This window comes from Micromonospora cynarisoli (assembly GCF_030518815.1).
GTDB classification, from domain to species: Bacteria; Actinomycetota; Actinomycetes; order Mycobacteriales; family Micromonosporaceae; genus Micromonospora; species Micromonospora wenchangensis.
In genome coordinates this window covers 4,239,260-4,262,175 of record NZ_CP130426.1, presented here as the reverse complement: position 1 = coordinate 4,262,175, position 22,916 = coordinate 4,239,260, and the positions used below count along the sequence as shown (strand labels likewise).

At 69.7% G+C, this 22,916-nt stretch carries 28 protein-coding genes and 1 tRNA gene; 22 read left to right on the top strand and 7 right to left on the bottom strand.

Annotated elements, in window-relative coordinates:
- Positions 1-218 precede the first annotated feature (218 nt).
- Positions 219-1,031, bottom strand: a complete 813-nt coding sequence (locus Q2K16_RS18305) for a protein phosphatase 2C domain-containing protein (protein WP_302738794.1) — start codon at positions 1,029-1,031, stop codon at positions 219-221.
- 5 nt (positions 1,032-1,036) lie between these two features.
- Positions 1,037-1,867: a sigma factor-like helix-turn-helix DNA-binding protein gene (locus Q2K16_RS18300; protein ID WP_302738793.1), complete on the bottom strand. Its 831-nt coding sequence runs from the start codon at positions 1,865-1,867 to the stop codon at positions 1,037-1,039.
- A 688-nt stretch (positions 1,868-2,555) separates the two neighbouring features.
- Here Q2K16_RS18300 and Q2K16_RS18295 point away from each other — a divergent pair.
- From Q2K16_RS18295 to Q2K16_RS18200, 20 genes are all read left to right on the top strand, one after another.
- Positions 2,556-2,927, top strand: a complete 372-nt coding sequence (locus Q2K16_RS18295; RefSeq protein ID WP_302738792.1) for a DUF6284 family protein — start codon at positions 2,556-2,558, stop codon at positions 2,925-2,927.
- Positions 2,927-3,307, top strand: coding sequence for an RRQRL motif-containing zinc-binding protein (locus tag Q2K16_RS18290; protein ID WP_302738791.1), 381 nt, complete (start codon positions 2,927-2,929; stop codon positions 3,305-3,307). Before Q2K16_RS18295 ends, Q2K16_RS18290 begins: the two co-directional genes overlap by 1 nt.
- Before the next feature lie 26 nt (positions 3,308-3,333).
- Positions 3,334-3,645, top strand: a complete 312-nt coding sequence (locus tag Q2K16_RS18285) for a hypothetical protein (protein ID WP_302746528.1) — start codon at positions 3,334-3,336, stop codon at positions 3,643-3,645.
- Positions 3,645-4,310 carry an NUDIX domain-containing protein gene (locus Q2K16_RS18280; RefSeq protein ID WP_302738790.1) on the top strand — a complete coding sequence of 222 codons (666 nt, stop codon included), beginning with the start codon at positions 3,645-3,647 and terminating at the stop codon, positions 4,308-4,310. Before Q2K16_RS18285 ends, Q2K16_RS18280 begins: the two co-directional genes overlap by 1 nt.
- Before the next feature lie 15 nt (positions 4,311-4,325).
- Positions 4,326-5,186: an ABC transporter permease gene (locus tag Q2K16_RS18275; protein WP_302738789.1), complete on the top strand. Its 861-nt coding sequence runs from the start codon at positions 4,326-4,328 to the stop codon at positions 5,184-5,186.
- Positions 5,186-5,344, top strand: a complete 159-nt coding sequence (locus Q2K16_RS18270) for a hypothetical protein (protein ID WP_302738788.1) — start codon at positions 5,186-5,188, stop codon at positions 5,342-5,344. The genes Q2K16_RS18275 and Q2K16_RS18270 overlap by 1 nt, the downstream gene beginning before the upstream one ends.
- A 97-nt stretch (positions 5,345-5,441) precedes the next feature.
- Complete coding sequence (locus Q2K16_RS18265) at positions 5,442-5,582, top strand: hypothetical protein (protein ID WP_302738787.1); 141 nt, start codon at positions 5,442-5,444, stop codon at positions 5,580-5,582.
- Positions 5,579-5,767 (top strand): hypothetical protein, encoded by a 189-nt coding sequence (locus Q2K16_RS18260; protein WP_302738786.1) that lies wholly within the window; start codon positions 5,579-5,581, stop codon positions 5,765-5,767. The genes Q2K16_RS18265 and Q2K16_RS18260 overlap by 4 nt, the downstream gene beginning before the upstream one ends.
- A 104-nt stretch (positions 5,768-5,871) precedes the next feature.
- Positions 5,872-6,096: a hypothetical protein gene (locus tag Q2K16_RS18255; protein WP_302738785.1), complete on the top strand. Its 225-nt coding sequence runs from the start codon at positions 5,872-5,874 to the stop codon at positions 6,094-6,096.
- Positions 6,097-6,192: 96 nt separating this feature from the next.
- Positions 6,193-8,325, top strand: coding sequence for an FtsK/SpoIIIE domain-containing protein (locus tag Q2K16_RS18250; RefSeq protein WP_302738784.1), 2,133 nt, complete (start codon positions 6,193-6,195; stop codon positions 8,323-8,325).
- A gap of 189 nt (positions 8,326-8,514) precedes the next feature.
- The gene (locus Q2K16_RS18245; RefSeq protein WP_302738783.1) at positions 8,515-8,790 is read left to right on the top strand and encodes a hypothetical protein; all 276 of its coding nucleotides are present in this window, start codon (positions 8,515-8,517) and stop codon (positions 8,788-8,790) included.
- Positions 8,787-9,089 (top strand): hypothetical protein, encoded by a 303-nt coding sequence (locus Q2K16_RS18240; RefSeq protein WP_302738782.1) that lies wholly within the window; start codon positions 8,787-8,789, stop codon positions 9,087-9,089. The genes Q2K16_RS18245 and Q2K16_RS18240 overlap by 4 nt, the downstream gene beginning before the upstream one ends.
- Entirely contained in the window at positions 9,086-9,415 is a 330-nt protein-coding gene (locus Q2K16_RS18235; protein WP_302738781.1) for a nucleoside triphosphate pyrophosphohydrolase family protein, read from the top strand. The genes Q2K16_RS18240 and Q2K16_RS18235 overlap by 4 nt, the downstream gene beginning before the upstream one ends.
- A complete protein-coding gene (locus tag Q2K16_RS18230; protein WP_302738780.1) occupies positions 9,415-9,717 on the top strand; it encodes a hypothetical protein in 303 nt (100 codons plus the stop codon). Before Q2K16_RS18235 ends, Q2K16_RS18230 begins: the two co-directional genes overlap by 1 nt.
- A gap of 23 nt (positions 9,718-9,740) precedes the next feature.
- Entirely contained in the window at positions 9,741-10,526 is a 786-nt protein-coding gene (locus tag Q2K16_RS18225; RefSeq protein ID WP_302738779.1) for a phosphoadenosine phosphosulfate reductase, read from the top strand.
- 99 nt (positions 10,527-10,625) lie between these two features.
- Positions 10,626-11,612, top strand: a complete 987-nt coding sequence (locus Q2K16_RS18220; protein WP_302738778.1) for a bifunctional DNA primase/polymerase — start codon at positions 10,626-10,628, stop codon at positions 11,610-11,612.
- Entirely contained in the window at positions 11,609-13,168 is a 1,560-nt protein-coding gene (locus tag Q2K16_RS18215) for a hypothetical protein (RefSeq protein ID WP_302738777.1), read from the top strand. Before Q2K16_RS18220 ends, Q2K16_RS18215 begins: the two co-directional genes overlap by 4 nt.
- 445 nt (positions 13,169-13,613) lie before the next feature.
- The gene (locus Q2K16_RS18210) at positions 13,614-13,787 is read left to right on the top strand and encodes a hypothetical protein (RefSeq protein WP_302738776.1); all 174 of its coding nucleotides are present in this window, start codon (positions 13,614-13,616) and stop codon (positions 13,785-13,787) included.
- A complete protein-coding gene (locus Q2K16_RS18205; protein WP_302738775.1) occupies positions 13,784-14,143 on the top strand; it encodes a helix-turn-helix domain-containing protein in 360 nt (119 codons plus the stop codon). Before Q2K16_RS18210 ends, Q2K16_RS18205 begins: the two co-directional genes overlap by 4 nt.
- 38 nt (positions 14,144-14,181) lie before the next feature.
- Positions 14,182-15,696, top strand: a complete 1,515-nt coding sequence (locus Q2K16_RS18200; protein WP_302738774.1) for a LacI family DNA-binding transcriptional regulator — start codon at positions 14,182-14,184, stop codon at positions 15,694-15,696.
- Positions 15,697-15,813: 117 nt separating this feature from the next.
- Here Q2K16_RS18200 and Q2K16_RS18195 read toward each other — a convergent pair.
- Both Q2K16_RS18195 and Q2K16_RS18190 read right to left on the bottom strand, forming a co-directional pair.
- Positions 15,814-15,890: transfer RNA gene (locus Q2K16_RS18195), tRNA-Pro, on the bottom strand.
- A 167-nt stretch (positions 15,891-16,057) separates the two neighbouring features.
- Entirely contained in the window at positions 16,058-16,951 is an 894-nt protein-coding gene (locus Q2K16_RS18190; protein ID WP_204927041.1) for a metallophosphoesterase, read from the bottom strand.
- A gap of 25 nt (positions 16,952-16,976) precedes the next feature.
- On the opposite strand from Q2K16_RS18190, the gene Q2K16_RS18185 reads away from it, so the two are divergent.
- Entirely contained in the window at positions 16,977-17,432 is a 456-nt protein-coding gene (locus tag Q2K16_RS18185) for a GatB/YqeY domain-containing protein (RefSeq protein WP_088643824.1), read from the top strand.
- Between the two features lie 96 nt (positions 17,433-17,528).
- Here Q2K16_RS18185 and Q2K16_RS18180 read toward each other — a convergent pair whose 3' ends face one another.
- A complete protein-coding gene (locus Q2K16_RS18180; RefSeq protein WP_302738773.1) occupies positions 17,529-19,961 on the bottom strand; it encodes a penicillin-binding protein in 2,433 nt (810 codons plus the stop codon).
- Between the two features lie 402 nt (positions 19,962-20,363).
- On the opposite strand from Q2K16_RS18180, the gene Q2K16_RS18175 reads away from it, so the two are divergent.
- Positions 20,364-20,684, top strand: a complete 321-nt coding sequence (locus tag Q2K16_RS18175) for a WhiB family transcriptional regulator (RefSeq protein ID WP_302738772.1) — start codon at positions 20,364-20,366, stop codon at positions 20,682-20,684.
- 44 nt (positions 20,685-20,728) lie between these two features.
- Here Q2K16_RS18175 and bagB read toward each other — a convergent pair whose 3' ends face one another.
- Positions 20,729-21,874, bottom strand: coding sequence for an ArsA family ATPase (gene bagB / locus Q2K16_RS18170; protein WP_302738771.1), 1,146 nt, complete (start codon positions 21,872-21,874; stop codon positions 20,729-20,731).
- 54 nt (positions 21,875-21,928) lie between these two features.
- Complete coding sequence (bagA, locus tag Q2K16_RS18165; RefSeq protein ID WP_302738770.1) at positions 21,929-22,906, bottom strand: ATPase BagA; 978 nt, start codon at positions 22,904-22,906, stop codon at positions 21,929-21,931.
- Positions 22,907-22,916: the final 10 nt, after the last annotated feature.

The following is a 22,916-nucleotide window of genomic DNA, read 5'->3' as shown; positions in this document are numbered from 1 at the left end:
TTGGCACGCATTGGGCACAAGAGGCAGGCGGCCCGCAAGGCGGCCATGTCATACCCATGCGCAACTCTCCGAACACCGCCCGGTTCGTGATCTCGCGTCTACGTCGCTCTCAGCGGGCCGCTCTGCGTCCTTCTGACGCATTGCCTACTGAAGGCCCCGCTTCGAGGAAGGGCGCAACCTCAACGACTGGGTTGAGGTTCGCGCCCTTCCTCGCGAGTTCAACGAAGGTCTGCGGCGTATACAAGGGTAGCGTCATCACTCTTTTTATTGCGCGGCCACCGGGTGGCGATCGGGTCGGACTCTTCGAGTTTTCGTACGCGCCGGAGCGCTTCACCTGGTCCCTGATTCTCCAGCAGGTCAAGCATTTCTTCCCAGCTAACGTCATTGAACATTCGCACGAGCCTTGCCGCTCCATCGGTCAACAGGATCGACCGAGTAACGGATTCGATAGGTACTGATTCGATGATTGCGTGGCTGACAATCGTTGGGTCTGCTGCCGAAACCCAGAAACCGCCCTCGGTGTTACGGGCGGCTAGTTCTGCGTGCTTCATTCGGATCAGGGCATCGGCCTTTTCGGCTGATCCGATTGGATATTCGTCCGCTTCTTGGCGCTCCGTCTGCGCGGTCTTTTCTACTCGATCATCAATGATGACGCTTAGGTGTGAGTCGGAAGCAAGGACTATGCCGACGTCGCCGAGGACCAGGTATTCGAGGTGACTGAGTGTCCGGCGAAGAATGGCCACGGCCGCCGAAGGAGTACCTGGGCTTTTCAAGTCGCATTCGGGATGCTTGTCGGCAACGGTCTTAATTGCCGCTGAAAGGGCTGCTGGCAACGCTATTGATGTGTCGCTTGCCTGTGCCGAAACTGCGGCACCGAGTTGGGCTGCATACCAAGAGACGCCGTGGACGCAGCCGGTGTCGGTCCGGGCAGTCGCGCCGTCCAGCACAACGACAAGATTGGGTGATGCTGAGAACCAGTCTTCGTTGAGCTTGTCTGCCTTTGAAGGCTCTGACGCTGCAAGGATTCGCATGATTCTCAACTTTCGTGACGGTAGATCGGAGTTACGCGCTGGCAGGTGAAAACCCTCCGGGGGTCGGTTGGGTCGTACTCGCAGCGAACCACCATCGAGAATCGGCGATTCTTGAGTTCCTTGTGAAGTTGAGCAAGATTATCGGCAACGAAATGAGCGGCTCCCAGCGTTCCCTGTGCGTGAGTGCCGGCGAGGTACAGAAACGAGCCCTTGCCGTCCGGTCGGGGCAAGCGGCCGATGTAGCCGTAATCGGCAGATTGTCCATCGTCCCGGGGTGAACGATATTCGGTCTCGCCGTCAGTAAGATACCAACCGCGTTCGTCTGATGCGAATCGCAGATGTGGATCGGCCTCCATCACTTGTCCGACGAAAGGCAAGAGTCGTGGTGAGGTGAGGACAATGAGATTCGGGCGATTAAGGTGAACGAATCCCGGTGGGGGAACTACCTCGTAGCTGGCATCTAGCCCAACGGCCCGCGCCAGGTCTGCTAGGACGTTGTAGGCCGCGAAACTCTCTGCCGAGAGAACGTCGCCCGGGTCGTGGCGGCCGGATTCTTGCTTGCCCCCAATGGCGACTGTCAGGCGACCAGCACCCAGGAAGGCGCGTTCGGGACGGGTGCCGGCAGACAGCAGCTGCGAGACCCGCGATCGGGACATATCGAGCAGGTCTGCGATCTGAGCTTGCGTCATGCCGTCGACCAAGAGCTGTTCGAGGGCTTCCCGCCGAATTCGTGACAATTCGGCAATCGCGGCTTGGTAGTCCTCGATCAGTCCATGCGCGGCTTTTGCTCGTTCTCGCGTGTCATCCACGGTGGCTACCGCTGCGGGGTCCTTCACCCAGCACTCCCTTCGTCAAGGGGGCTAATCCTACCTGAGCTGCCGTGACCCGCCCGAACGCCTACCCCTCGGTGTCTAGGGGTGAACTCGCTTGTTGAGGGGGGTTGACTCGGTCGGTGGGGCGTGTTCAACTTGTCGCCACCAGCCCCCTGGACCGGATGGTTTAGGGGGATGGATTGCCGGTTGGTTGCTGCGTCGGCGTTGCGGCTTTGGCTGCGGCGTACGCGAACGGACCGCCGTGGCGCTCGGTGTTTGACAACTGCACAGAGGTCCCGGGACGCAGGGAGATCCGTCTTCCTTATTGGGTCCCGATGCGCGCGATCTAGGGGTGGCGAGCGGCGTTCGGCTGTTGACGTGTCCGGCCGCAAGACCTGTCCGCTTTAGGGGTTTGGCCCCTTGCTTGCCCAACCGAGGATCGCCGGGCGTGCCAGCACGGCACGCCCTTGTTGATCGCTGCGGAGCGCGGCCAGACCGGCCGCGCTCTGGCTGTTCGTCCGACCTGTTTCGAGCTGGGGAGAGGTGATCCCGCTATGTCCGCGATTGCTGCGTGTGTGCGTGTCACGACCAAGAGCCGCGCTGTCTGGCGGACCTGCATGGCGTGCGGGGTGCTCGCTCCGCTGGCCCCTGACGAGAGCCGTTGCCGGGCCTGCCCGCAGACGTCTCGCCGTACTGAGAGGAACCGATCGAAGTGACCCCCGCTGAGTTGGAGCCGACCGCCGCCGATCTGGCGGCGATCGACGCCGAGTGGCCGTTGATCGCCGCTGAGCTGGATGTGCTCGACGCCGAGATCAGCCTGTTCTACGCCGATGACCGGGGCGGCCCGTCGCCGCTGGACTGGCGCAGGTTGCGCCGGGCCGAAGCGCGCGTCACCCGCGCCGCCACGATGGTGGTTCGCCCGCCCTGGCACGCCGACGGGTGTGTGCCTCACCGCCTGGCGGTGGTCGGCCGGACCGGTTGCGGTTACGGCTGCGAGATCGTGCGCTGCCCCGGCTGTGGCGGTGAGCAGGTTCTCCACCAGGCCGCCGACGGGTGTCGGGCCAGCCTGCCTCGCGCGGTCTGATGTCCCGCATCCGGGCCGCCTACTGGGACCCGGACGGAACGCGGTTCGGAATCCCGACCTACTGGTGGCGAGGTGCCCCACCCGGCTACGCCACCCGCCGCCAACTCCGCGCCGCCGGCCTGCGCCCCGCCGGGCAGCCGATCGCCGCTCAGGTGCTCTGGCGCGGTGTCGGCGGCACCCGGACCGCCTACCTGTACCGGGTTGATCTGGCCCGGCCGAAGCGCACCGCCACCCCCGCCCAGCGGCGTGCCATCGCCGCCGCGTTGCTGGCCCGCCGCACCTGCCCGACCTGCCGGCGGGTGCGCCCCTACTACATCCCGCGCTCCCTCGGGGAGTGCACCGACTGCTCTCCCCTGGTGTTGAAAGAGGTTCCGCAGTGAGCAACCGGAAGAACCGCCGTTCCGTCCTGGCCGAACTGGTCCTGCTGGCCGACCCGACCGAGATCCGCTTCCGCCCCGACGGCACGTCGCTGGCCGTCGATTTCGCCAGCATCGCTGGCCTGAAGTCGTGGCTGCACCTGGCCGGACTCAACGACCCGGACATGCTGACCTCCGAGTACGACGGCACCACCGACGACGGCCGCGCGTACCGGCAGATGAACGCCTACCCCATGTGGCACGGCTGGAAGGTCTACGCCTCCGCCACCGACTACACCGACACCACCGGGCCGCTCGACCCGTCGACCGCTGACCGGCTCGCCGCGCTGGCGGTGGCCTGATGACCGCACGCACCTACACCCACCCGTCCGTGCTGGCCGGCATCGCCGCCGGTGCGTCGTGGGCCGATCCGGAGATGGACCCGACCCGCATCGACTGGGCTGTGCGCCGGGCGGTCGCCGCGATTCCGTTCCCGCTGGTCGACGGGCGTCCGGTCAACCCCGCCGCACCAACCGGCATCCGGTACGGCCGTAACTTGCTCGGTCACTGGGGCGAGCAGCAATGCGCCGATGCGGTCGTTACGGCGAGCAAGCACGGTTTTCCGTGGCTGGTCATGGTCGAGCGCGCCGATGGGCACGGGTGGGCGCTGCCCGGAGGGTACGTCGACCCCGGCGAAACCGCCCTCGCGGCTGCGGTGCGGGAGCTGGCCGAGGAAACCGGCCTGCTCGCCGACCCCGACCGTCACCCGCACGAGGTGATGCCCGCCCGGGTCGTGCCCGACCCGCGCGCCTCCGACGAAGCGTGGATGGTCACCACGCCGGTCCGCTTCGACCTGGGCATCTGCACCGGCCCGCTGCCCACCGTGACCGGCTCCGACGACGCCCGCCGCGCCGCGTGGCTGCCGGCCGTCGACTACCAGTCGCTCACGGGATACCTGGACACCTGCTACGGCGGCACCGTGTTCGCCGCCCACCGTGACCTGCTCGCCGCCCTGCTCGACCACTGAACGGAGGACATTGTCGTGACTGCCCCCACGCTGTCCGCGTACCCGAAGCCGGTAGACGAGTTGGTGCCCGCCGCGCGGGACCTGGCCGCCCAACTCGGCACGATCCCGTCCCGCAACCGCATCAAGAAGGAGTTGCGGGTGGGCGGGCCGAAGGCTGACGCGATCCTCGCCGAGCTGACCCGGACCCCGCCGCCCGCCGCCCTGTACCAGGGTGCCCTCGCGCGGCCCGTCGTGGCCGCCGCCAGCGTCTCGGAGGCCGAGCCGGAGGTAACCCCGGTGCCCACCGGCCCGGCAACGGACCCGATTGAGCCCACCGAGCCCGCCCCGGCCGACCCCGGCCCGGTGGTGGACCCGCCGCCGGGCGACGACGACGCCCCGCCTCCGGTTGCCGCGCAGCCCGCACCCGTCGCAGACCCGGGCACCAACATCACGTCCCGGCCGCCCCGGCCGGCGGTGGTGTGGCCGGTGGTGCTCATGGCGCTCGGCGCGTTCGTAGCCGTCTGGTCCGGATGGGTGGGGCTCGGCAAGCTCACCGGGTTCGGGAAGGTGGACCTGCTTCCCGGGATCGTGGAACCGGGTTCGTGGGCCACCATCGACTCCGCGATCACTCTCCCGATCGGGGTGGAGGCGTACGCCGCGTACGCGCTGTACGTGTGGCTGTCCGGCAGGGTGCCAACCCGGGCGCGCACGTTCGCCAAGTGGTCCGCGCTGGCGTCCCTCGCCGTCGGCGCGCTCGGCCAGGTCGCCTACCACCTGCTCGTCGCCTACGGCGTCACCGCCGCCCCATGGTGGATCACCACCCTCGTTGCCTGCCTGCCCGTCGCCGTGCTCGGCATGGGCGCAGCCCTGGCCCACCTCGTCAGGGAGGCCCACTGATGTTCCGCAAGACCACCGTCCCGAACACCATCACCGACCAGCAGTACGCCGACCTGAACCGGCGGGCGCAGAAAGCCAACCCGTCGTGGTTCACCGATCAGGCCGTCAAGCGGCGCAAGGCATCGTCCGCCCAGCAGGACAAGGCCGACCAGTCCTGACCCCGCCCGGCGGCACAGCCCAACGGCCTCGACAACCAGTGCTGTGCCGCCGGTCCCTACCCCTCAACCCGCATGGGATCTCGGGAGGACCCTCAGTATGTCCGATCGACAGTTGCGCGAACACCACGACCGCATCGTCAACCGCCGCCGGGAAGCACGCCTCGCCCAGATGGCCGAAGCGCAGCGCCAGGCCGACGACCGCAACCGGGCCGCCGCCGAGAAGCGGAACACCCGGTGAGCGGCGACCGGTTCGCCGACGCCTACGAGCGGTGGCGCGACCTGGACGCCACCGCCACCGCCACCGGCAGCACCACCGCCCGGCAAGAGGCTGAGCGGCAGCGCAAGGCCCTGCACGACCGTCCGGAGGTTGACCGGGCGCGGCGGCAACTCAACGGCCGCGCCGCCCCGCGTGACCGCCGCTGACCTTCCCCCAGCAGCACCGCTGGCTGTTTCCGCCGCTACCGGCTCATCACCCGGTGGCGGTGGTGGCTGCCAGACCGCCTGGCCGCCGGAAGGGACACCCCGTCATGGGTCTGTTCGGCAAGAAGTCCACTCCCACCCCTGCTCCGATCAATCGGGATGCGGTGCGGACCCTGCTCAAGCTCGGGATGGCCGAGACCGACGCCGCTGATCGCGACATCGACAGCCGCGAGTTCCGCGATGCCAAAGCCAAGTTCGAGCGGGCCTTCCGTTCTGCCGCGCCGGCTGACCAGGCCGCCGCGTACGACGCCCTGCGCCGACACGGCTACTGACCTGCCCGGCGGCACGGCCCTGGCCTCGCAAACCGTGCCGTGCCGCCAGCCCCCATCCGACCCGAGAGCAACGGACCTATTGGAGGAACCCCCATCATGACCAGCGATCCCATCATCAACCCGGCGGGGCCGCCGCCGGATGAGAAGGCGGCCCGGATTGTGGATCTGGCGCAGCGGCGTGCGGATCGTGCCGCCGCCGCGCAGGGCCTGGCCGTCGCTGACACCGCCGATGGCGAGACGGTCACCCCGGAGGCGGTCACCTTGGGTGGGCCGGTGGACCCGCCGGACCGCCGCCCCGATTTGGCCGAGTTGCTTGACCGGCGGTCCGGGCCGGTGCTGCCGGTGTGGTTGACCGACCGGCACCAGCGCCGTGACATGCTGCGCCGCGCCGTCGGAGCGGCCGGCTACCACGTGGGTACCCACGTGGTGCTGTCGCCGGTCTACGCGGGCAAGGTCGTGTGGTATGCGCCGCAGGGTGCGGCGCGGTTGGCGTCTCGGGTGCTCGGGTGGACCAGCGCCGAGACGGGGAACTGGCACCTGCGGCAGGACGCGGCGAACCGTAACGATCCGAAGACGTGGCTGGACCTGGACCGGCACCGGATGCGGCAGGCGTCGTGGCGGTGGTGGGTCACCGGGGCGGGCACCCTGGCCACCGGGACCGGTGGGGTGGTGCTGGCCTCCGACCTGGCCCCGTGGTGGGTGAAGGTTCCGATCCTGGCCGCCGGGCTGGTCGGGCTGGCCCGCTACGGCCGCCCGCTGGACAAGCCGATCCTGGCCCGCACGGTGGTCCGGGCGACGTATCGGAAGCTCACCGCGGAGTTGACCCGCAAGGGCATCATGGCCACCGGCCTGGTGAAACGGCCGGAGGACATCGTGTTCCCGGCGGGGGTGGGTGAGATCCGCCGTGACGGCCCCGGCTACCTGGCCATCGTGGACCTGCCCGACGGGGTGATCGCCGTCGACGTGGTGGAGCGGCGTGACCAGTTGGCCGGTGGGCTGCGGCTGCCGATGGATCAGGTGTGGCCGGAGGTGATGCCCCGGGAGCACCCGTCACGGCTGGCGCTGTGGGTGGCCGACCGGCCCGTGTCGGCGATGAAACAGCCCCCGTGGCCGCTGCTGCGCGGCGGGCAGACGGACTACTTCAAGCCGTTCGTCTACGGCTTCGACCCGCGTATGCGGCCGGTGGACTACCGCATGGATGAGCGCAACAGCCTGTTCGCGGGTTTCCCCGGCTCCGGCAAGTCGCTGTCCGCGCGGGTGGTCATGGCGGGGATGGCGCTCGATCCGCTGGTGCAGTTCGCCGTGTTCGACCTGGCCGGGCGGGGTGACTTCGACGCGTTCGAACCGCTGTGCGCGCCGGAGTTGTTCGGGTCCGGCGCGGACGAGGGCACCAAGCAGGACGCCTACCGGATGCTGATGTGGTTGCTCAAGGAGTGCGACGTGCGCGGCCCGCGCATCAAGCACTACGCCACGCAGGGCATGAACAGCGAGAACAAACTCAACCGGGCCATCGCCGCCAAGGACGCCCGGTTGCGGCCGATCGTCGCCGCGATCGACGAGGTGCAGGAACTCATCACCGACCCCGAGTTGGGCAAGTCCGCCGCCGCCGCGATGACCAGCATCATCAAACGCGGCCGGGCACTGGGCATCCACCTGATCATGATGACGCAGCGCATCGACAAGGAATCCCTGCCCAAGGGCGTCACGTCCAACATCGCCGTCCGTACCTGCCTGGCCGTGCCGTCGCACGTGGAAACCGACCTGGCGTTGGGCACCGGCGCGTACCGCCAGGGTGCCCGACCGACCCACTTCGAAGTCGGCGTGGACTCCGGATGGGGCGTGCGGGTCGGCTACGGGCCGATGACCTCCGCTCGCGCCGCCTACCTCGACCGGGCGGCGGTGGAGAAGGTCTGCGCCCGGGGCGTGGCGCTGCGCGGCGGCATCACCGGCCCCGCCGACATGCCGGCCGCGCGGGACATCCTGGACGACCTGCGGGCCGTCTGGGTCGGCGACGAGTCGGGCCAGCACTGGGAGGTGCTGACCACCCGACTGGCCGACCGGTTCCCCGAGGCGTACGGGTCGCTGACCCCGGCCGCGTTGTCCGCGCTCGTGCGCGGCAAGAAGGTCGAGTGCTCACGCCAAGTGAAGGTCAAGGGCACCAACCGGTCCGGTCTGTACCTGGAGAACCTCACCAAGGCACTCGCCGAGCGCGACAGCGCCGCCGGCTGAGAACCGGTAGCGCGGGCGGTAGCGGCCCGGAAAGAGGTAGAGCGAACTCTACCCGGGCCGCTACCGGCCCCACCTGCACCAACCTTCACCGGTAGCGGTAGAGCGGCACGCCGCCTACCGCCGGTAACCCCCTGTTTGGAGCCTCCAGTGACCCCCATCATGGCCGCTACCAGCACAAACACGCCCGAAATGTCCGTAGTCCTGTTCGCCGGAATTGCTCTGATTGTCGCTGTCGGTTACGCCGGAGCCTGCTACGTCCGGCCGTTCACTGCCTGTCACCGCTGCAAGGGCACCGGCACCGCCCCACCCACCTGGTGGCAGCGGCTACGCCAACGGGCCACCCACCCCCGCGCCCTCCACGGCCGCCCCGACTGCCGCCACTGCACCGGCACCGGCCTACGGCTACGCATCGGCCGCCGCGCCTTCAACCACTTCCGACGACTCCGCCGCCAAGGCACCCGATGACCACCCGCCGCACCAGACACGGCCACACCGACTGGTGCGGCCGGGACCACCGCTGCGGACTCGGCGAACACCGCTCCGAAGAGATCGTGGTCGACCTACCCGGCCACGGCCGCGCCGTCCTCGTCAGAGTCCGCACCGCCGCCGGCCGGGACCACGCCGAGGTCCGCGTGCGGGTCGCTCTCGCCCCGGCCGAGTTGCGCGCCCGCCGGCAGCTCCACGGGCTGCTGACCGATCTCCGGCACACCGTCACCCGGGCTGCCGTCGCCGGCCGCCCCCACCCATGGAAGGCCACCCCATGAAGCCCACCGCCGAATCCGGCGTGTTCGACGTCGCCGCCCTGGTCGCCGCCCGACTGGACGCCATCAACGGCACCGGCCGCGAAGAAACCTCGCTGCGCATCCTGAAAGTCACCGAGGAAGCCGGAGAGGCCGCCGCCGCGTGGATCGGCACCATCGGCCAGAACCCCCGCAAGGGCATCACCCACACCACCGCCGACGTCGCCGCCGAACTGGCCGACGTGGTGCTCACCGCCCTGGTCGCCATCGCCAGTATCGGCCACCACCCGCAAGAGGTGATCGGCGCGTGCGTCGAGAAGGTCACCGCACGTCTCGGGAAGCCCGCGTGATGGCCGGCTACCGCGACGACCGGCCTTCCCGGCGCGACGCGCCACTGACCGGCCTCGAAGTGTGGCTGGCCGGCTCTCCGGCCGAACTCGACGCCGCTGCCCGTGCCCTGGCCGCCGCCGGCCGCGTCGCGTGGCAGGGGACGCGCCGGCCGCTGACTGGCACCGACGCCGGTCGTTCCCGGCTGTACCTGCGGCTAACCGTCACCGCGACCCGGCGCGGCGTGCGGCCCGTCGGCCCGGCCAGCGACGACGGCGCGACCGTGCTGCCGTTCCCCGACCGGCGCTCCGGAGGTGCGGCGTGAGGGTGTTCTCCTACGGCGGCGGGGTGCAGTCGACCGCCGCCCTGGTCTTGGCCGCGACGGGGCGGATCGACTTCCCGGTGTTCCTGTTCGCCAACGTCGGCAACGATTCCGAAGACCCCGCGACGCTGGCCTACGTGGAGCGGTACGCCAAGCCGTACGCAGCGCTGCACGGCATACAGCTCCACGAGCTGCACCGGCAGCGCCGCGACGGCACGCGGGAGACGCTGTACGGCAGGCTGACCCGTGAGGGGTCACGGTCGCTACCGATCCCGGTGCGAATGTCCAACGGCGCTCCGGGCACGAGATCGTGCACGGCTGACTTCAAAATCAAGGTCATCGGCCGGCACCTCAAGGCCCACGGCGCGAGCGCCGACAACCCGGCCACGGTCGGGGTGGGCATCAGCCTGGACGAGATCGAACGCGTCAACAACCGCCGCTCCGAGCCCTACGAACGCACCGTGTATCCGCTGCTCGACCATGCGCCGCCGCTGCGCCGCCACGACTGCGCCCGCATCATCACCGCCGCCGGTCTGCCCGTGCCGCCCAAGTCGGCGTGTTGGTTCTGCCCGTTCCGCCGCCCGGCGACGTGGGCCGAAACCCGCCGCGACCGGCCCGACCTGTTCAACCGGGCGTGCGACTTGGAAAACCTGCTCAACGCCCGGCGGGCCGCGCTCGGCAAAGACCCCGTCTACCTCACCCGGTTCAACCGGCCGCTGTCCGCCGCCGTCGCCACGGCGCAAGACATGCTGCCCGGTTTCGACCCCGCCGACGATGACGCGCTGTGCGACAACGGCGCGTGCTTCACCTGACCCGAAACCCCTGACCGGCGCGCTTCGCGCGCTCACTGCCTGGTGGCCAGCGCCCGCGCGGCGCTGGCCACCGGCACGCCGCCGTCTGGAAGGACCGTCATGCCTGACCTTTCGCCGCTGTTGGCCGCCGCGCTCGCTCACGCCGCGCGCGGCTGGCACGTGTTCCCGCTGCGTCCCGACCACCCGCAGGCCGCCGAGGATGAGGCGAAGCGGCCCGCGTTCCCGAACCGGTGCACCGCCGACCGGTGCGACCGCACCGACCCCCGCTGCCGGGCCGCCGGGCGGCACGTCGGGTGGGAGGAACGCGCCACCACCGACCCGACCCGTATCCGGCGGGCGTGGTCGGCCCGCCCCTACGGCGTCGGCATCGCGTGCGGGCCGTCCGGGCTGCTGGTGGTCGACCTGGATGTGCCCAAGCACCCCGACGACACCCCGCCGGCCGAGTGGGCCGGCATGCGGGACGGCGTGGACGTGCTCACCGCCCTGGCCGCTCGGCACAACGGCACCATTGACGCGACCTACACACAGACCACCGGGCGCGGCGGAAGCCACCTGTTCTACCGCCACCCGGCCAGCGGCCCGGAACTGCGCAACACCACCGGGGAGCGCGGCGGGCTGGGCTGGAAGGTCGACACCCGCGCCCACGGCGGGTACGTCGTCGCCGCCGGCTCCACCGTCAACGGCCGCCCCTACACCGCCGCTCTCGACGTGGAGCCCGCACCGCTACCCGGATGGCTGGCCGGGCTGCTCGCGCCGGCCGTGCGGCCCGTCTACCGGCCTACCGCGGTGGCGCTGCCGCCGGACCGGCGCGGCCGGTATCTGGCCGCCGCGATCCGCCGCCAGGTCGACCACCTCACCACCGCCCGCGAGGGCCAGCGCAACCACGCCCTATTCGCCTCCGCCGTCGCGCTCGGCCAGTTGGCCGCCGGGGGCGCGCTCACCGAGGACGACGTGTGGGCTGTCCTGGAACCCGCCGCCGCGTCGATCGGGCTGCCCTCCCGGGAGATCGCGCACACCATCACCAACGGGCTACGCGTCGGCGCACGTAACCCCCGCCGCCTGCACACCGCAGGGAGGGCCGCGTGACCGAACGGTTGCAGGTCGGCTCCGGCCCCGAGAGCATCCGCGTCCTCAAAGCCGCACTCGTGCGCGGCCTGTTGCCGGACACGTACGTGTCCGCCGGGGCGCTGGTGCACATGGAAGCCGTCTCCGGTGGCCTGCCCGCCGCCGCCGACGAAGACTCACCCCTGCCCGTAGCCGCGAGCACCATCAACCCCGCCAGCCTGGCCGGGCTGCTCGCCGAACACGCCCGCGTCTACCGGATCAAGACCCGCAAGGACGCCGCCGGCAACCCCGAACCCTACGAGGAGGAAACCACCCCCTCCCGGGAGATCCTGTCCTCAGTGCTGGCCGGGAAGACGTGGCCGGGGGTGGCTCCGCTGCGCGGGATCATCGGTGCCCCGGTGCTGCGCCGCGACGGCACCCTGTTGCAGACCCCCGGCTACGACCCCGCGACCGGCTTCTACCTCGCCACGAAGGTGGCGCTGCCGCCCGTGCCCGACGAACCCACCCCGGAGCAGGTGGCCGAAGCACGCCGGTTCCTGCTCGGCCGATTCCTACGTGACTTCCCTTGGGCGTCCGCCGCCGATCGGGCCAACTACGTGGCGCTGCTGGCAACGCCGATCCTGCGGCACTTCACCCGCTCCCTGACCCCGTTCGCCCTGATCGACGCCACCATGCCGTCGTCCGGTAAGACGATCCTCACCGCCGGACCCGGGATGCTCTACGGGCAGCGGGTCATGCCCTGGGCCTACGCCGATGAGGAGTTGCGCAAGTCCATCACGGCGGTGCTCGCGGAGCAGGTGGGCGTGGTGATCTGGGACAACCTGGCCGAGGGCACCGTCATCGACTCCGCCGTGCTCGCGCAGCTCGTCACCGCCGGAGTGTGGTCCGACCGGCAGTTAGGCGCATCCCGCAACATCGCCACCGTCAACGACCGACTCTGGATGGCCACCGGCAACAACCTGCAAGTCGGCGGCGACATGGCCTCCCGCACCGTCCGGGTGCACCTCGACCCGAACATGCCCCGCCCGGAACTCCGCGACCAATCCGGGTTCGGCATCCCCCACCTCGACCAGTGGATCACCGCCCCCGCCAATCAACTCACCGTCCTGTGGCACCTGCTCGTGCTCGTGCTCGACTGGACACACCAGGGAGCACCCCGCGCCGCCGGGTTGTCGATGCGGCAGTTCACCCCCTGGGCGCAAGCCCTCGGTGGATTCCTCCACCACCACGGCATCGACGGATTCCTCACCAACGCCGCTGATGTCCGCGACATTGACGAAGACGAAACCCGCTGGCGGGCGTTCCTCACCACCTGGCACGACCGCCACAGCGACAAACCCCTCACCGCCGCCGACCTACGCCGCGACGCCGAACCCATGCACCTGGGCAGCGACGAACACGACCCCTGGGACGGACAGTTCATCACCACCACCGCCGGACGCCTACCCAACCCGCTGCAACTCGGCCGCATGCTCACCGGACAAGCCGGACGATGGCGCGGCGAACACGTCATCCGCGCCGGCCGCCACGAACGCGGCAACCGCGCCGTCTTCTGGGTCGAACGCCACCAGGGTTGAAACCCGCTGAACCCATCTCGGCATCTCGGCATCTCGGCAGAACCGGCCCGCTAGCTGCGAAAACACCCTGCCGAGATCCGGCCGATCAGAGAACGTCAATCTCGGCATCTCGGCAACATCCTGCCGAGATCACCACCGTTTGCCGAGATCTTGAAAACCCGCCTCCAAGATCTCGGCAAGCATTTCCGCAGCTCAACCGCACCTTTGCCGAGATGCCGAGATGCCGAGATGGGTTCAGCCCTCCCACACCACGACACGACCACCCGCCACCAACCCACCACGCCCACCCGCTGAGAGCGTCTGCGCAAGCCTCGCGCATTGCCTAACACCAACCCACCGGAGATCTTGGCTCTACGGCGCTCTCAGCGGGCCGCCCTACGGCTCCCTGTAGCAAGTCCTCTCGAACCCACCACCCGACCCGCCCGACAACCGAGAGGCCGCCAGCATGCGAATCAGGCTGCACGGCACCCCCACCGAAACCGCCGCCATCCTCACCGCACTCGCCCACGTGCTCACCATCCAGCACATCAGCCGGCCCTACCCCGACCGACCCCCGTCCGCCTGGCACCGCATCTACATCGACGCCGTACCCCGCGACCGTGAGGAGGCTCGCCAGTGAAACCCCATGACCTGAAACTTCACCGCGACAATCCGACCGGCCACCCCGGGCCGCTCCATCGGCCAGCAGAAGTCGCCAAAATCCTCCGTTGTTCCGAATGGTGGGTGAAGGAGCAAGCGCGGAAGGGCCGCATTCCATTCAGTTGGATCGGCGGAAGCTACCGGTTCACCAATGAGCACATCGCGGAGATAGTTCGTCTGTTCGAGCGTCGCCCGGCTAGCGCCGCGCCGCCGCGCCGCGAGACTCCTGCATCGCGCAGTGGTCGATCAGAAAACGCGGAGCCGGCAATTCAACTCAAGGCGCGCCGGCCCCGGCGGGTGCGTAACGCGGACGGGCAACCATCTATCGCGGCCTAGCCCACGTCTGGTGCCGCTGTATTGGGAAGGAGATCGATTTGGGGTACGCCGAGAAGCGCGGAGACTACTGGCGCGGCCGGTACAAAATCGAGCGCGGAAAGTATGGCACTGTCAGCGACACCAACGGTGAAACCATCCGCTTCCGCACCAAGCGGGAGGCCGAGCGCGCGGCCAACGACGAAGAGGCAAAGGTACGCGCTGGCCGCCGCCGCGACCCGGCCGAGAGCCGGACGACCTTCGGGCAGTACGTGAGCCGGTGGTACGCGGCTCAAGACCTGGCCGCGTCCACCTTGCAAAACTACAAGCGCCACATTGAGGAGCACTTACTACCCGCGTTCGAGCACGCCGTCATTGCCGATATCACGGCTACCGACGTTGTGACCTGGGAAAAGGAGGAAAGGGCATTCGGCTATGCCGAGTCGAGTATCAAGACCTGGCGTGCAACCCTCCATCTCATTCTTGCCGACGCGGTAGACGAAGGGTTGCGCGACGCTAACCCGGCCACGCGCCGCCGTGGCAGAGGTAAACGAGCGGGCCGCTCTCGCAATCGCGGTCCCGAGAAGGCAGTTACCAGCTCGCTTGGCATCCTGTTGCTTGCCGAGCGGGCCGCACTCCTGTCGGGTCGTGACGATGAATTCGTTGCGGTTGTTCTCAAGGGTTACACGGGAATTCGGTGGGGTGAGCTTGTAGGGCTAGAAACTCAATACGTCCGCTCTGCCGGGCTGAGGGTGGAATGGCAGCTATACGAACTCGACACGGGAGAGTTTCACCGCTGCCCGCCCAAGGACGATTCCCACCGCACGCTTGATTTGCCCGCGTGGCTGTTCGGCTTGGTGTCCGAGCACATCGCCCGCACGCAACCGAAGCCCTGCCCGTGCCATGGGCTCAAGTATGTCTTTCGCGGCTATCGGTCCGCCAACGGTGCGCCGCAGCGGCCAGGGCCGAAGCTGGCGGACGTGGCTCGCCGTGCTGGCGTGTCGATCGGCACCGCCTCCACTGTCCTAAACCACCCGGAGACAGTGCCGGAGACAACGCGAGCCAAGGTCGAGATTGCGGCCGAGGAATTGGGCTACATCCGGGGCGGCGGCCCATCGGGAGAGCTGGCCGCGCACTGGCGGCGCAACAGCTTTACGACATGGCTGTTCCGCCCGGCGGCTACTGGGTGGTATGCGAAGAAGGCCCCGCAGGATGCTCGCCCGGTGCCAGTGCTCTCGGACCCCTGGCCCGGCGTGCCGGTGCGCGGCCGGAACGCCACCGGCCGCGCTGACTCGTGTTGGCTGCCGATCGCACCCCGCCTGACGCCACATGGGCTAAGGCACACCCACAAGACGGTCATGGTCGAGCTGGGCACCCCTCCGAAGCTCATGGACGAGCGGATGGGGCATGAGGATGGGTCGGTGCAGGCTCGCTACTCGCACGTCACGCCGGAGATGCGTCAGCGGCTTATGACGGCGCTCACCGGCCGGTGGGATGCGTCGCTTGCGGCCCGCCGGGAGATGGCCCCGTGCTCGCCCGTGGCAGCGCTTGACCGGCTGTTGAAGGCGCGGGTGTAGATCGGCCGGGAGACAGGTTCCCATGATCGTCTCCCAGATTTCTCCCCACGTGCACTTTGGGATACGACTCAGGGCCGGCTTCCCGCAAAGGAAACCGGCCCTGAGCTGCACTAACTCTGGTCGGGGTGGCCGGATTCGAACCGACGACCTCTTCGTCCCGAACGAAGCGCGCTACCAAGCTGCGCCACACCCCGAGGCGTGCGGTGAAATAGTAGCCCACCCGCTCCGCCGATCAAACTCGGTACCCCCGGCACCGGCGACGGCGAGCCAGGCACCCGGCTCCGGCCTGCCCGCCCCCATGATCAGATCGCGGAACGGCAACCTGATCATGGGGTGGAGCGGCGGGGCAGCAGAGCGGGGATCAGCGGGGGGTGAGGGTGAGGATGCTGGCCTCGGGTGGGCAGGCGAAGCGGACCGGGGCGGTGGGATGGGTGCCGAGGCCCGCCGAGACGTGCAGCCAGGAGTCGGAGCCGGGCCAGCGGTGCAGGCCCTTCGCCATCGCCCTGGGCAGCCCGCAGTTGGTCACCAGCGCGCCGTAGCCGGGTACGCAGACCTGACCGCCGTGGGTGTGCCCGGCCAGCAGCAGGCCGAAGCCGTCGGCGGCCATCTGGTCGAGCAGCGCCGGTTCCGGGGCGTGGGCGAGCGCGATGGACAGGTCGGCGGCGGGGGTGACCGGGCCGGCGACGGCCGGGTAGTCGTCCTGCCCGATGTGCGGGTCGTCCACGCCGACCAGCTCGACGAGGCGGCCACCGGCCTTGATCGAGGTACGCGCGTTGTTGAGGTCCGCCCAGCCGGCCCCGGTGAGCACGTCCCGCAGTTCCTCGTACGGCAGGGCGGCGCCCTCGGTGTACTCCCGGCCGGGCAGGAAGTAGGTGAACGGGTTCTTCCAGACCGGCCCGGTGTAGTCGTTGGAGCCGAAGACGAACGCGCCCGGATAGTCGAGCAGGGGTTGCAGGGCGCGCAGCACCCCGGGCACCGCGTCGGGGTGGGCCATGTTGTCCCCGGTGACCACCACCAGGTCCGGGTCGAGGGCGGCCAGCGACGCCACCCACTGCTGCTTGCGCCGCTGGTCGGGCATCATGTGCAGGTCCGACAGGTGCAGCACGCGCAGCGGCTCGGCGTCGGCCGGCAGCACCGGCACGTCGTACCGGCGCAGGGTGAACATGTTGCGTTCGACGAGGGACGCGTACGCCAGCGTGGCCGCCCCGGCGGCGACGGTCCCGGCGGCGAGGCCGAATAGTGTGCGCTTTCGCATGCCGACCAGGGTAGTTTGGGCGTCCATGAGCACGCTGAAGGACCGCCTGACCGCAGACATGCGCGCCGCCCTCAAGGCGCGCGACGAGCTGACCACCTCCACGTTGCGGATGGCGCTGGCCGCCGTCGGCAACGCCGAGGTCGCCGGCAAGGCCAAGCGCGAGCTCTCCGACGACGAGGTGCTCGCGGTGCTGACCAAGGAGGCGAAGAAGCGCCGGGAGGCGGCTGCCGCGTTCGCCGACGCCGGCCGCGCCGAACAGGCCGACAAGGAGACCGCCGAGGGTGCGGTGCTCGACCGCTACCTGCCGAAGCAGCTCTCCGAGCAGGAGCTGACGGAACTGGTGTCGGGGGCGCTGGCCGCGGGCGGCTTCACCGAGAAGTCCCAGATGGGCCCGGCGATGAAGGCGGCCCAGGCCGCGGTGGCCGGCCGGGCCGAGGGTGGTCGCGTCGCCGCCGAGGTACGCCGACAGCTCGGCCTCTGACCCACCGTCACGCCGGTCGGTCCGCTCACCGGTACGTCGGACACGCGACGGGCGGGCACCCCGTGTGGGGTGCCCGCCCGTCGTCGTCGGTAGGGGTCAGTTGCCGTTCGGTGGTCGGCCCCCGGGGCCTCCCGGCCCGCCGGGCGTGTCGCCGCCCTGGTTCGGGGTGCTGCCGCCGCCGCTGCTCACCTCGATGGTGACCACGCCGCCCTTGATGGTGCGGCCGTTGGGGCTGGTGCCGGCGACGGTGCCGGCCGGGCACTCCGAGGCGATCTTGTTGTCGGAGACGACGACGGAGAAGCCTGCCTCCTTGAGCTTGCCCCGGGCACCGTCCACCGACTGGCACTTCACGTTCGGGATGGAACGCTGGTCACCGTTGATGATCTTGCCGTTGGGTGGGGTGAACTCGATGCCGGGCTTGCCCTTCATGGCGTCCCGCAGCGTCTGGTAGACCGCCGGGTTGATGCCGGTCGGCGTGTCGTGACCCATCTGCTGGTTGGTCTGCGCCCAGTCCGGGTCGGCCATGATGCCGGCCACCGCGAACTGCTTGGTCATCGCCACCAGCGAGGAGGTCTTCTCGCTGTCGGTGGTGCCGGACTTGCCGGCCACCGGCTTGCCGACGATGCCCCGGACGTTACGGGCGGTCGCCCCGGAGCACTTGGAGACCGACGACCGGTCACCGACCGGGCAGCGGGCCGCGTCCACGGCGGCCCGGGCCACCTCGGTGGAGATCCGCTGCTCGCAGCGCGGGTTGGCGACGTCGAGCTTGTTGCCCTCCGGGTCCTTGATCTGCTGCACCGGGATCGGCTCGCAGTACTTCCCGTCGGCCGCCAGGGTGGCGTAGGCGTTCGCCAGCTCCAGCGGGGTGGTCTGGGAGACACCCAGGGTGAACGCGCCCCACTGGTTGGCGCCGCCCTCCTTGGTGGCCCGGCGGGCGTCGTCGCTGCTGCGGAAGGTGATGCCGAGCTTCTGCGCCGCCTTGATCACGTTCTCTGCGCCCACCTGCTGCTCCAGCGGGACGAAGTAGGTGTTGACCGAGCTGCCGAAGGCGGTCCACATGTTGTGCACGCCGGCCATGCTCGCCGAGGCGTTCTTGGGGCAGTAGAAGTGCGTCCCCGGGCAGGCGGCCGGCGAGTTCTGCTCGACGATGTACTCCGACTTGAAGACCGGCGGCGAGTTGATCGGGTAGGCGAGCGGGATGCCCTTCTCCAGCGCGGCCACCATGGTGAACATCTTGAACGTCGAGCCGGCCTGGTAGCCGGTGATGCCCTGGCCGCCGCTGAGCAGCGGGTTCACCGTGTTGGGGTAGTTGCCCCGGATCTTCTTCTTGGCCTTTCTGGGGTCGCTGGAGTACTTGTTCTGCGGCTTCTTCGGGTCATCGATCTTGAAGTTCCGGTTGACCGACAGCGCGCGTACCCGACCGGTGCCCGGCTCGATCGCGGCGACCATCCGGGCGGCCTTGCTGTTCACCCCGAGGTTCCTGCGGACGGCCCGGTCGGCACCGTTCTGCGCCTGCACGTCGAGCGTGGTGGTGATGGTGTAGCCGCCGCTCTTGAGCCGCCGCTCCCGGTCGTACGTGGTGGAGCCGAAGGTCTCCTGCGAGAGCCACCAGCGGTAGAAGTAGTCGCAGAAGAAGCCCCAGTCCTTCTGGTTGGTGGCGACGCAGCCGTTCGGGGTGCGCTTGTCCTTCACCACCAGCTTGGTCGCCTTGGCGGCGTCCCCCTCCTGCTGGGTGATGGCCTTCGTCTTGATCATGTTGTCGATGACGTAGTTACGCCGGTCGAGCGCGAGCGGGTAGCCGCTGCGGGTGGTCGGATCGTTGGTGGTGGGCGCCTTGACCATGCCGGCCAGCAGCGCCGCCTCCTCGATCTTGAGGTTCTTGGGGGACTTGCCGAAGTACACCTGGCTGGCGGCGAAGATGCCGTACGCGCCGTTGCCGAAGGAGGCGAGGTTCAGGTAGCGGGTGAGGATCTCGTCCTTCGAGAACTCCTTGTCGACCTGGAGGGCCAGCCGCATCTCGCGGATCTTGCGGGCGCTGGTGTCCTCGGTCGCGGCGACCACGTCGGCCGGGTGGGTGGCCGAGTAGGCGATGGCCAGCCGGACGTACTGCATGGTCAGCGTGGAGGCACCCTGCTGGGAGTTGGTGCCGGACTGGTTGTTGACGAACGCCCGGGCCACGCCGTTGACGTCCACGCCGTTGTGCTTGTAGAAGTCGTGGTCCTCGGCGGCGACGATCGCCTTCTGCATGTACGGGGAGATGTCCGCGAGCTTCACGTCGCGCCGGTTCTCGTCGTACATGGTGGCCAGCGGGGTCTTGCCGTCGCTGGCGAGCAGGTAGCTGATCTGTGGCGCGCGGGCCACGGTCAGCTCCTTGGGCAGTGCGCCGAATGTCTCGGCGCCGGCCTTGGCCGCCAGGCCGGACATCGCCACCGCGGGGAAGGCCGCCGCCGCCACCACCACACCGGCCAGCAGGCCGCAGATCAGTAGCGATGCGGCGTTGGTGAAGACATTGTGGTCACGTTTCCGCATCCAGGTCACCTCGACAGGGTACGCGAGTAGGGAACGAGGGGCGCCGGGGCGTTCTTTCCCCATTTCCTGCGCGCGCCGACCTCGTTGTGCTAAACGCACGACCCCCGCTGCGAGGTTGCGGGTGACCGCGCCGAGTCTCCACCGATCGGTGGAGCCCGCGCAGCGTTTTCACGTACTCCGACGGGGTAAGCGGCGATCGAAGGCCCGGGAAGCCGGGACTGTCCGGAATGTTGGATTTCGCCGACAACGTTGCGTAATCATGTGACTACAGAGCATGATGGTGGCGGCGACACGAGCCACACGTCGTCCGTGCCTCCTTGGGGAAGGAACGGGCCGGACGACCGGGGGGAACGACGGCTGGTCGCACGAGTCGGTTGGTACTGCAAGGGGGGACGTGTACAGATGGGGATGATCACTGACTGGCCGTCGCTGGCGGCGTGTCAGAACGGGGACCCGGACGCGTTGTTCGTACAGGGCGCCGAGCAGAACGTCGCGAAGCGGATCTGCCGCAGCTGCCCGGTGCGGTACGAGTGCCTGGCCGACGCGCTCGACAACCGCATCGAGTTCGGCGTGTGGGGTGGCATGACCGAACGGGAACGCCGGGCGCTGCTGCGCCGGCACCCGCAGGTGGCGAGCTGGCGCAAGATGTTCGAGGCGGCGATGAAGAAGAACGCCAAGGAGCGCGGCGGCAAGGACAAGATCCTGGTCACCACCGCCGGCTGAGACCCGACCCGGCCGGTGACCGGCCCCGGCGGGCCGCTCACCGGTCAGGGGTGGCTGATCGCCGCGCCGATCGTCCGCAGCCCGTCGACGTCGTGCACGTCGGCGGGCTGCGCCGTCACCGACACCGTCGGCACCGCCGGGAACGCCTCGGTGAACCGCCGGGCCACCTGCTGCTCGCGGGCCGCCTGCTGGGCCAGCGCGGCGTGCGCCCGCAGCACGTCGACCGTGGCGTCGTGCCCGCCCAGCTCGGCCAGCCGGTCGGCCGCCGCCCGGCTGGCCGCCGGGTCCGGGCCCGCCGCCGGCCGGTGCACCCGGTTGAGCACCAGCCCGGCCAGCGGCATCCGCTCCGCGCCCAACCGCCCGGCGAAGTAGGCCGCCTCCCGGACCGCGTCCGGCTCCGGCGTCGCCACCAGCAGGAACGCCGTCTCGCTGGCCTGGAGGATCCGGTACGTCTGCTCGGCCCGCTGCCGGAACCCGCCGAACATCGAGTCGAGGGCCGCGACGAAGCCGGAGAGGTCGGTCAGCAGCTGCGCCCCGAGCACCTTCTGCACCACCTTCGAGAACATCCCGAAGCTGGCGGTGACGAAACTGAACATGCTCCGCCCCCCGCTGCGGGCCGGGGCGAGCAGCAGCCGCAGCATCCGGCCGTCGAGGAAGCGGGAGAGCCGGGCCGGGGCGTCGAGGAAGTCCAGCGCCGAGCGGGACGGCGGGGTGTCCACCACGATCAGGTCCCACTCGCCCCGGGCGTGCAACTGGCCGAGCTTCTCCATCGCCATGTATTCCTGCGTGCCGGCGAAGGTGGAACTCATGGCCTGGTAGAACGGGTTGGCGAAGATCTCCGCCGCCTTCGCCGGGTCGGTGTGCTGGAGCACCACGTCGTCGAAGGTGCGCTTCATGTCCAGCATCATGGCGTGCAGCTCACCGCCGCCCTCGACGTCGATCCCCTTGACCTGGCGGGGGGTGTTGTCCAGCTCGGTCAGGCCGAGCGACTGGGCCAGCCGGCGGGCCGGGTCGATGGTGAGCACCACCGTGCGCCGGCCGTGCCGCTCGGCCGCCCGCAGCGCCAGCGCCGCCGCGGTGGTCGTCTTGCCCACCCCGCCGGCGCCACAGCAGACCACGATGCGCACGCCGGGGTCGGCGAGGATCTGGTCGACGTCCAGCACGGGCGCCGCGTCTTCGGAAGGCACCAATCGAGCGTATCGGGCCGGTGGGGTCCGTGCGTCCGGGCCGACGTGAGGTGTGCGTCAATCCGCCCGACGGAGGATCTCGGCGAACGCCGCCAGCCCGGCGGAATCCACCCCGTCGGGCAGCAACGGCAGCTCGGTCACCGGCCGCCCCAGCTCCATCAGGTCGGTCCGTAGCGAATCCTCCAGCTCCCGCCGTACCTGTTGGTCCCGTGCCTCGCCGGCCAGCCCGGCCACGGTCGCCGGGTCGGTCGGCAGGCCGGCGGCGGCCAGCCCGCGTTTCAGCTCCGCCCGGGTCACCTCCCGGCCGGTGGTCGACGGCGGGCGGGCCGCGTTGACGATCACCCGGCCCACCGGGAAGCCGAGCTGGGTCAGCTCGGCGATCGCGTCCACCGTCTCCTGGACCGGCATCTCCTCCAGCAACGTCACCACGTGCACCGCGGTCATCGGGGAGCGCAGCAGCGCCGACACCCCGTCGCTCTGGGTCTTGATCGGGCCGACCTTCGCCAGCCGGGCGGTCTCGGCGGTGACGTTGAGGAAACGACCGATCCGACCGGTCGGCGGGGCGTCCAGCACCACCGCGTCGTACACCCGGCGCTGGCCGGCGGTGCGGGTGGTGGCCTCCTTGACCTTGCCGGTGAGCAGCACGTCCCGCAGGCCCGGGGCGATGGTGGTGGCGAAGTCGATCGCGCCGAGCTTGCGCAGCGCCCGACCGGCCGCGCCGAGCTTGTAGAACATGTCGAGGTACTCCAGCAACGCCTCCTCGGCGTCCACCGCGAGGGCGCGCACCTCGCCGCCGCCGGGGGCGTCGACGAGGTGCCGCTCGGCGTACGGGAGGGGGTCGACCCCGAAGAGTTGGGCGATGCCCTGCCGGCCCTCCACCTCGACCAGCAGGGTGCGGCGGCCGTCGGCGGCCAGGGCGAGCGCCAGCGCCGCCGCCACGCTCGTCTTGCCCGTGCCGCCCTTGCCGGTCACCACGTGCAGGCGGGACGGCCACCCGGTGCCGGCCGGGTCGGCCGGCCGCTCAGCTGCTCGCACCGGTCGAGCC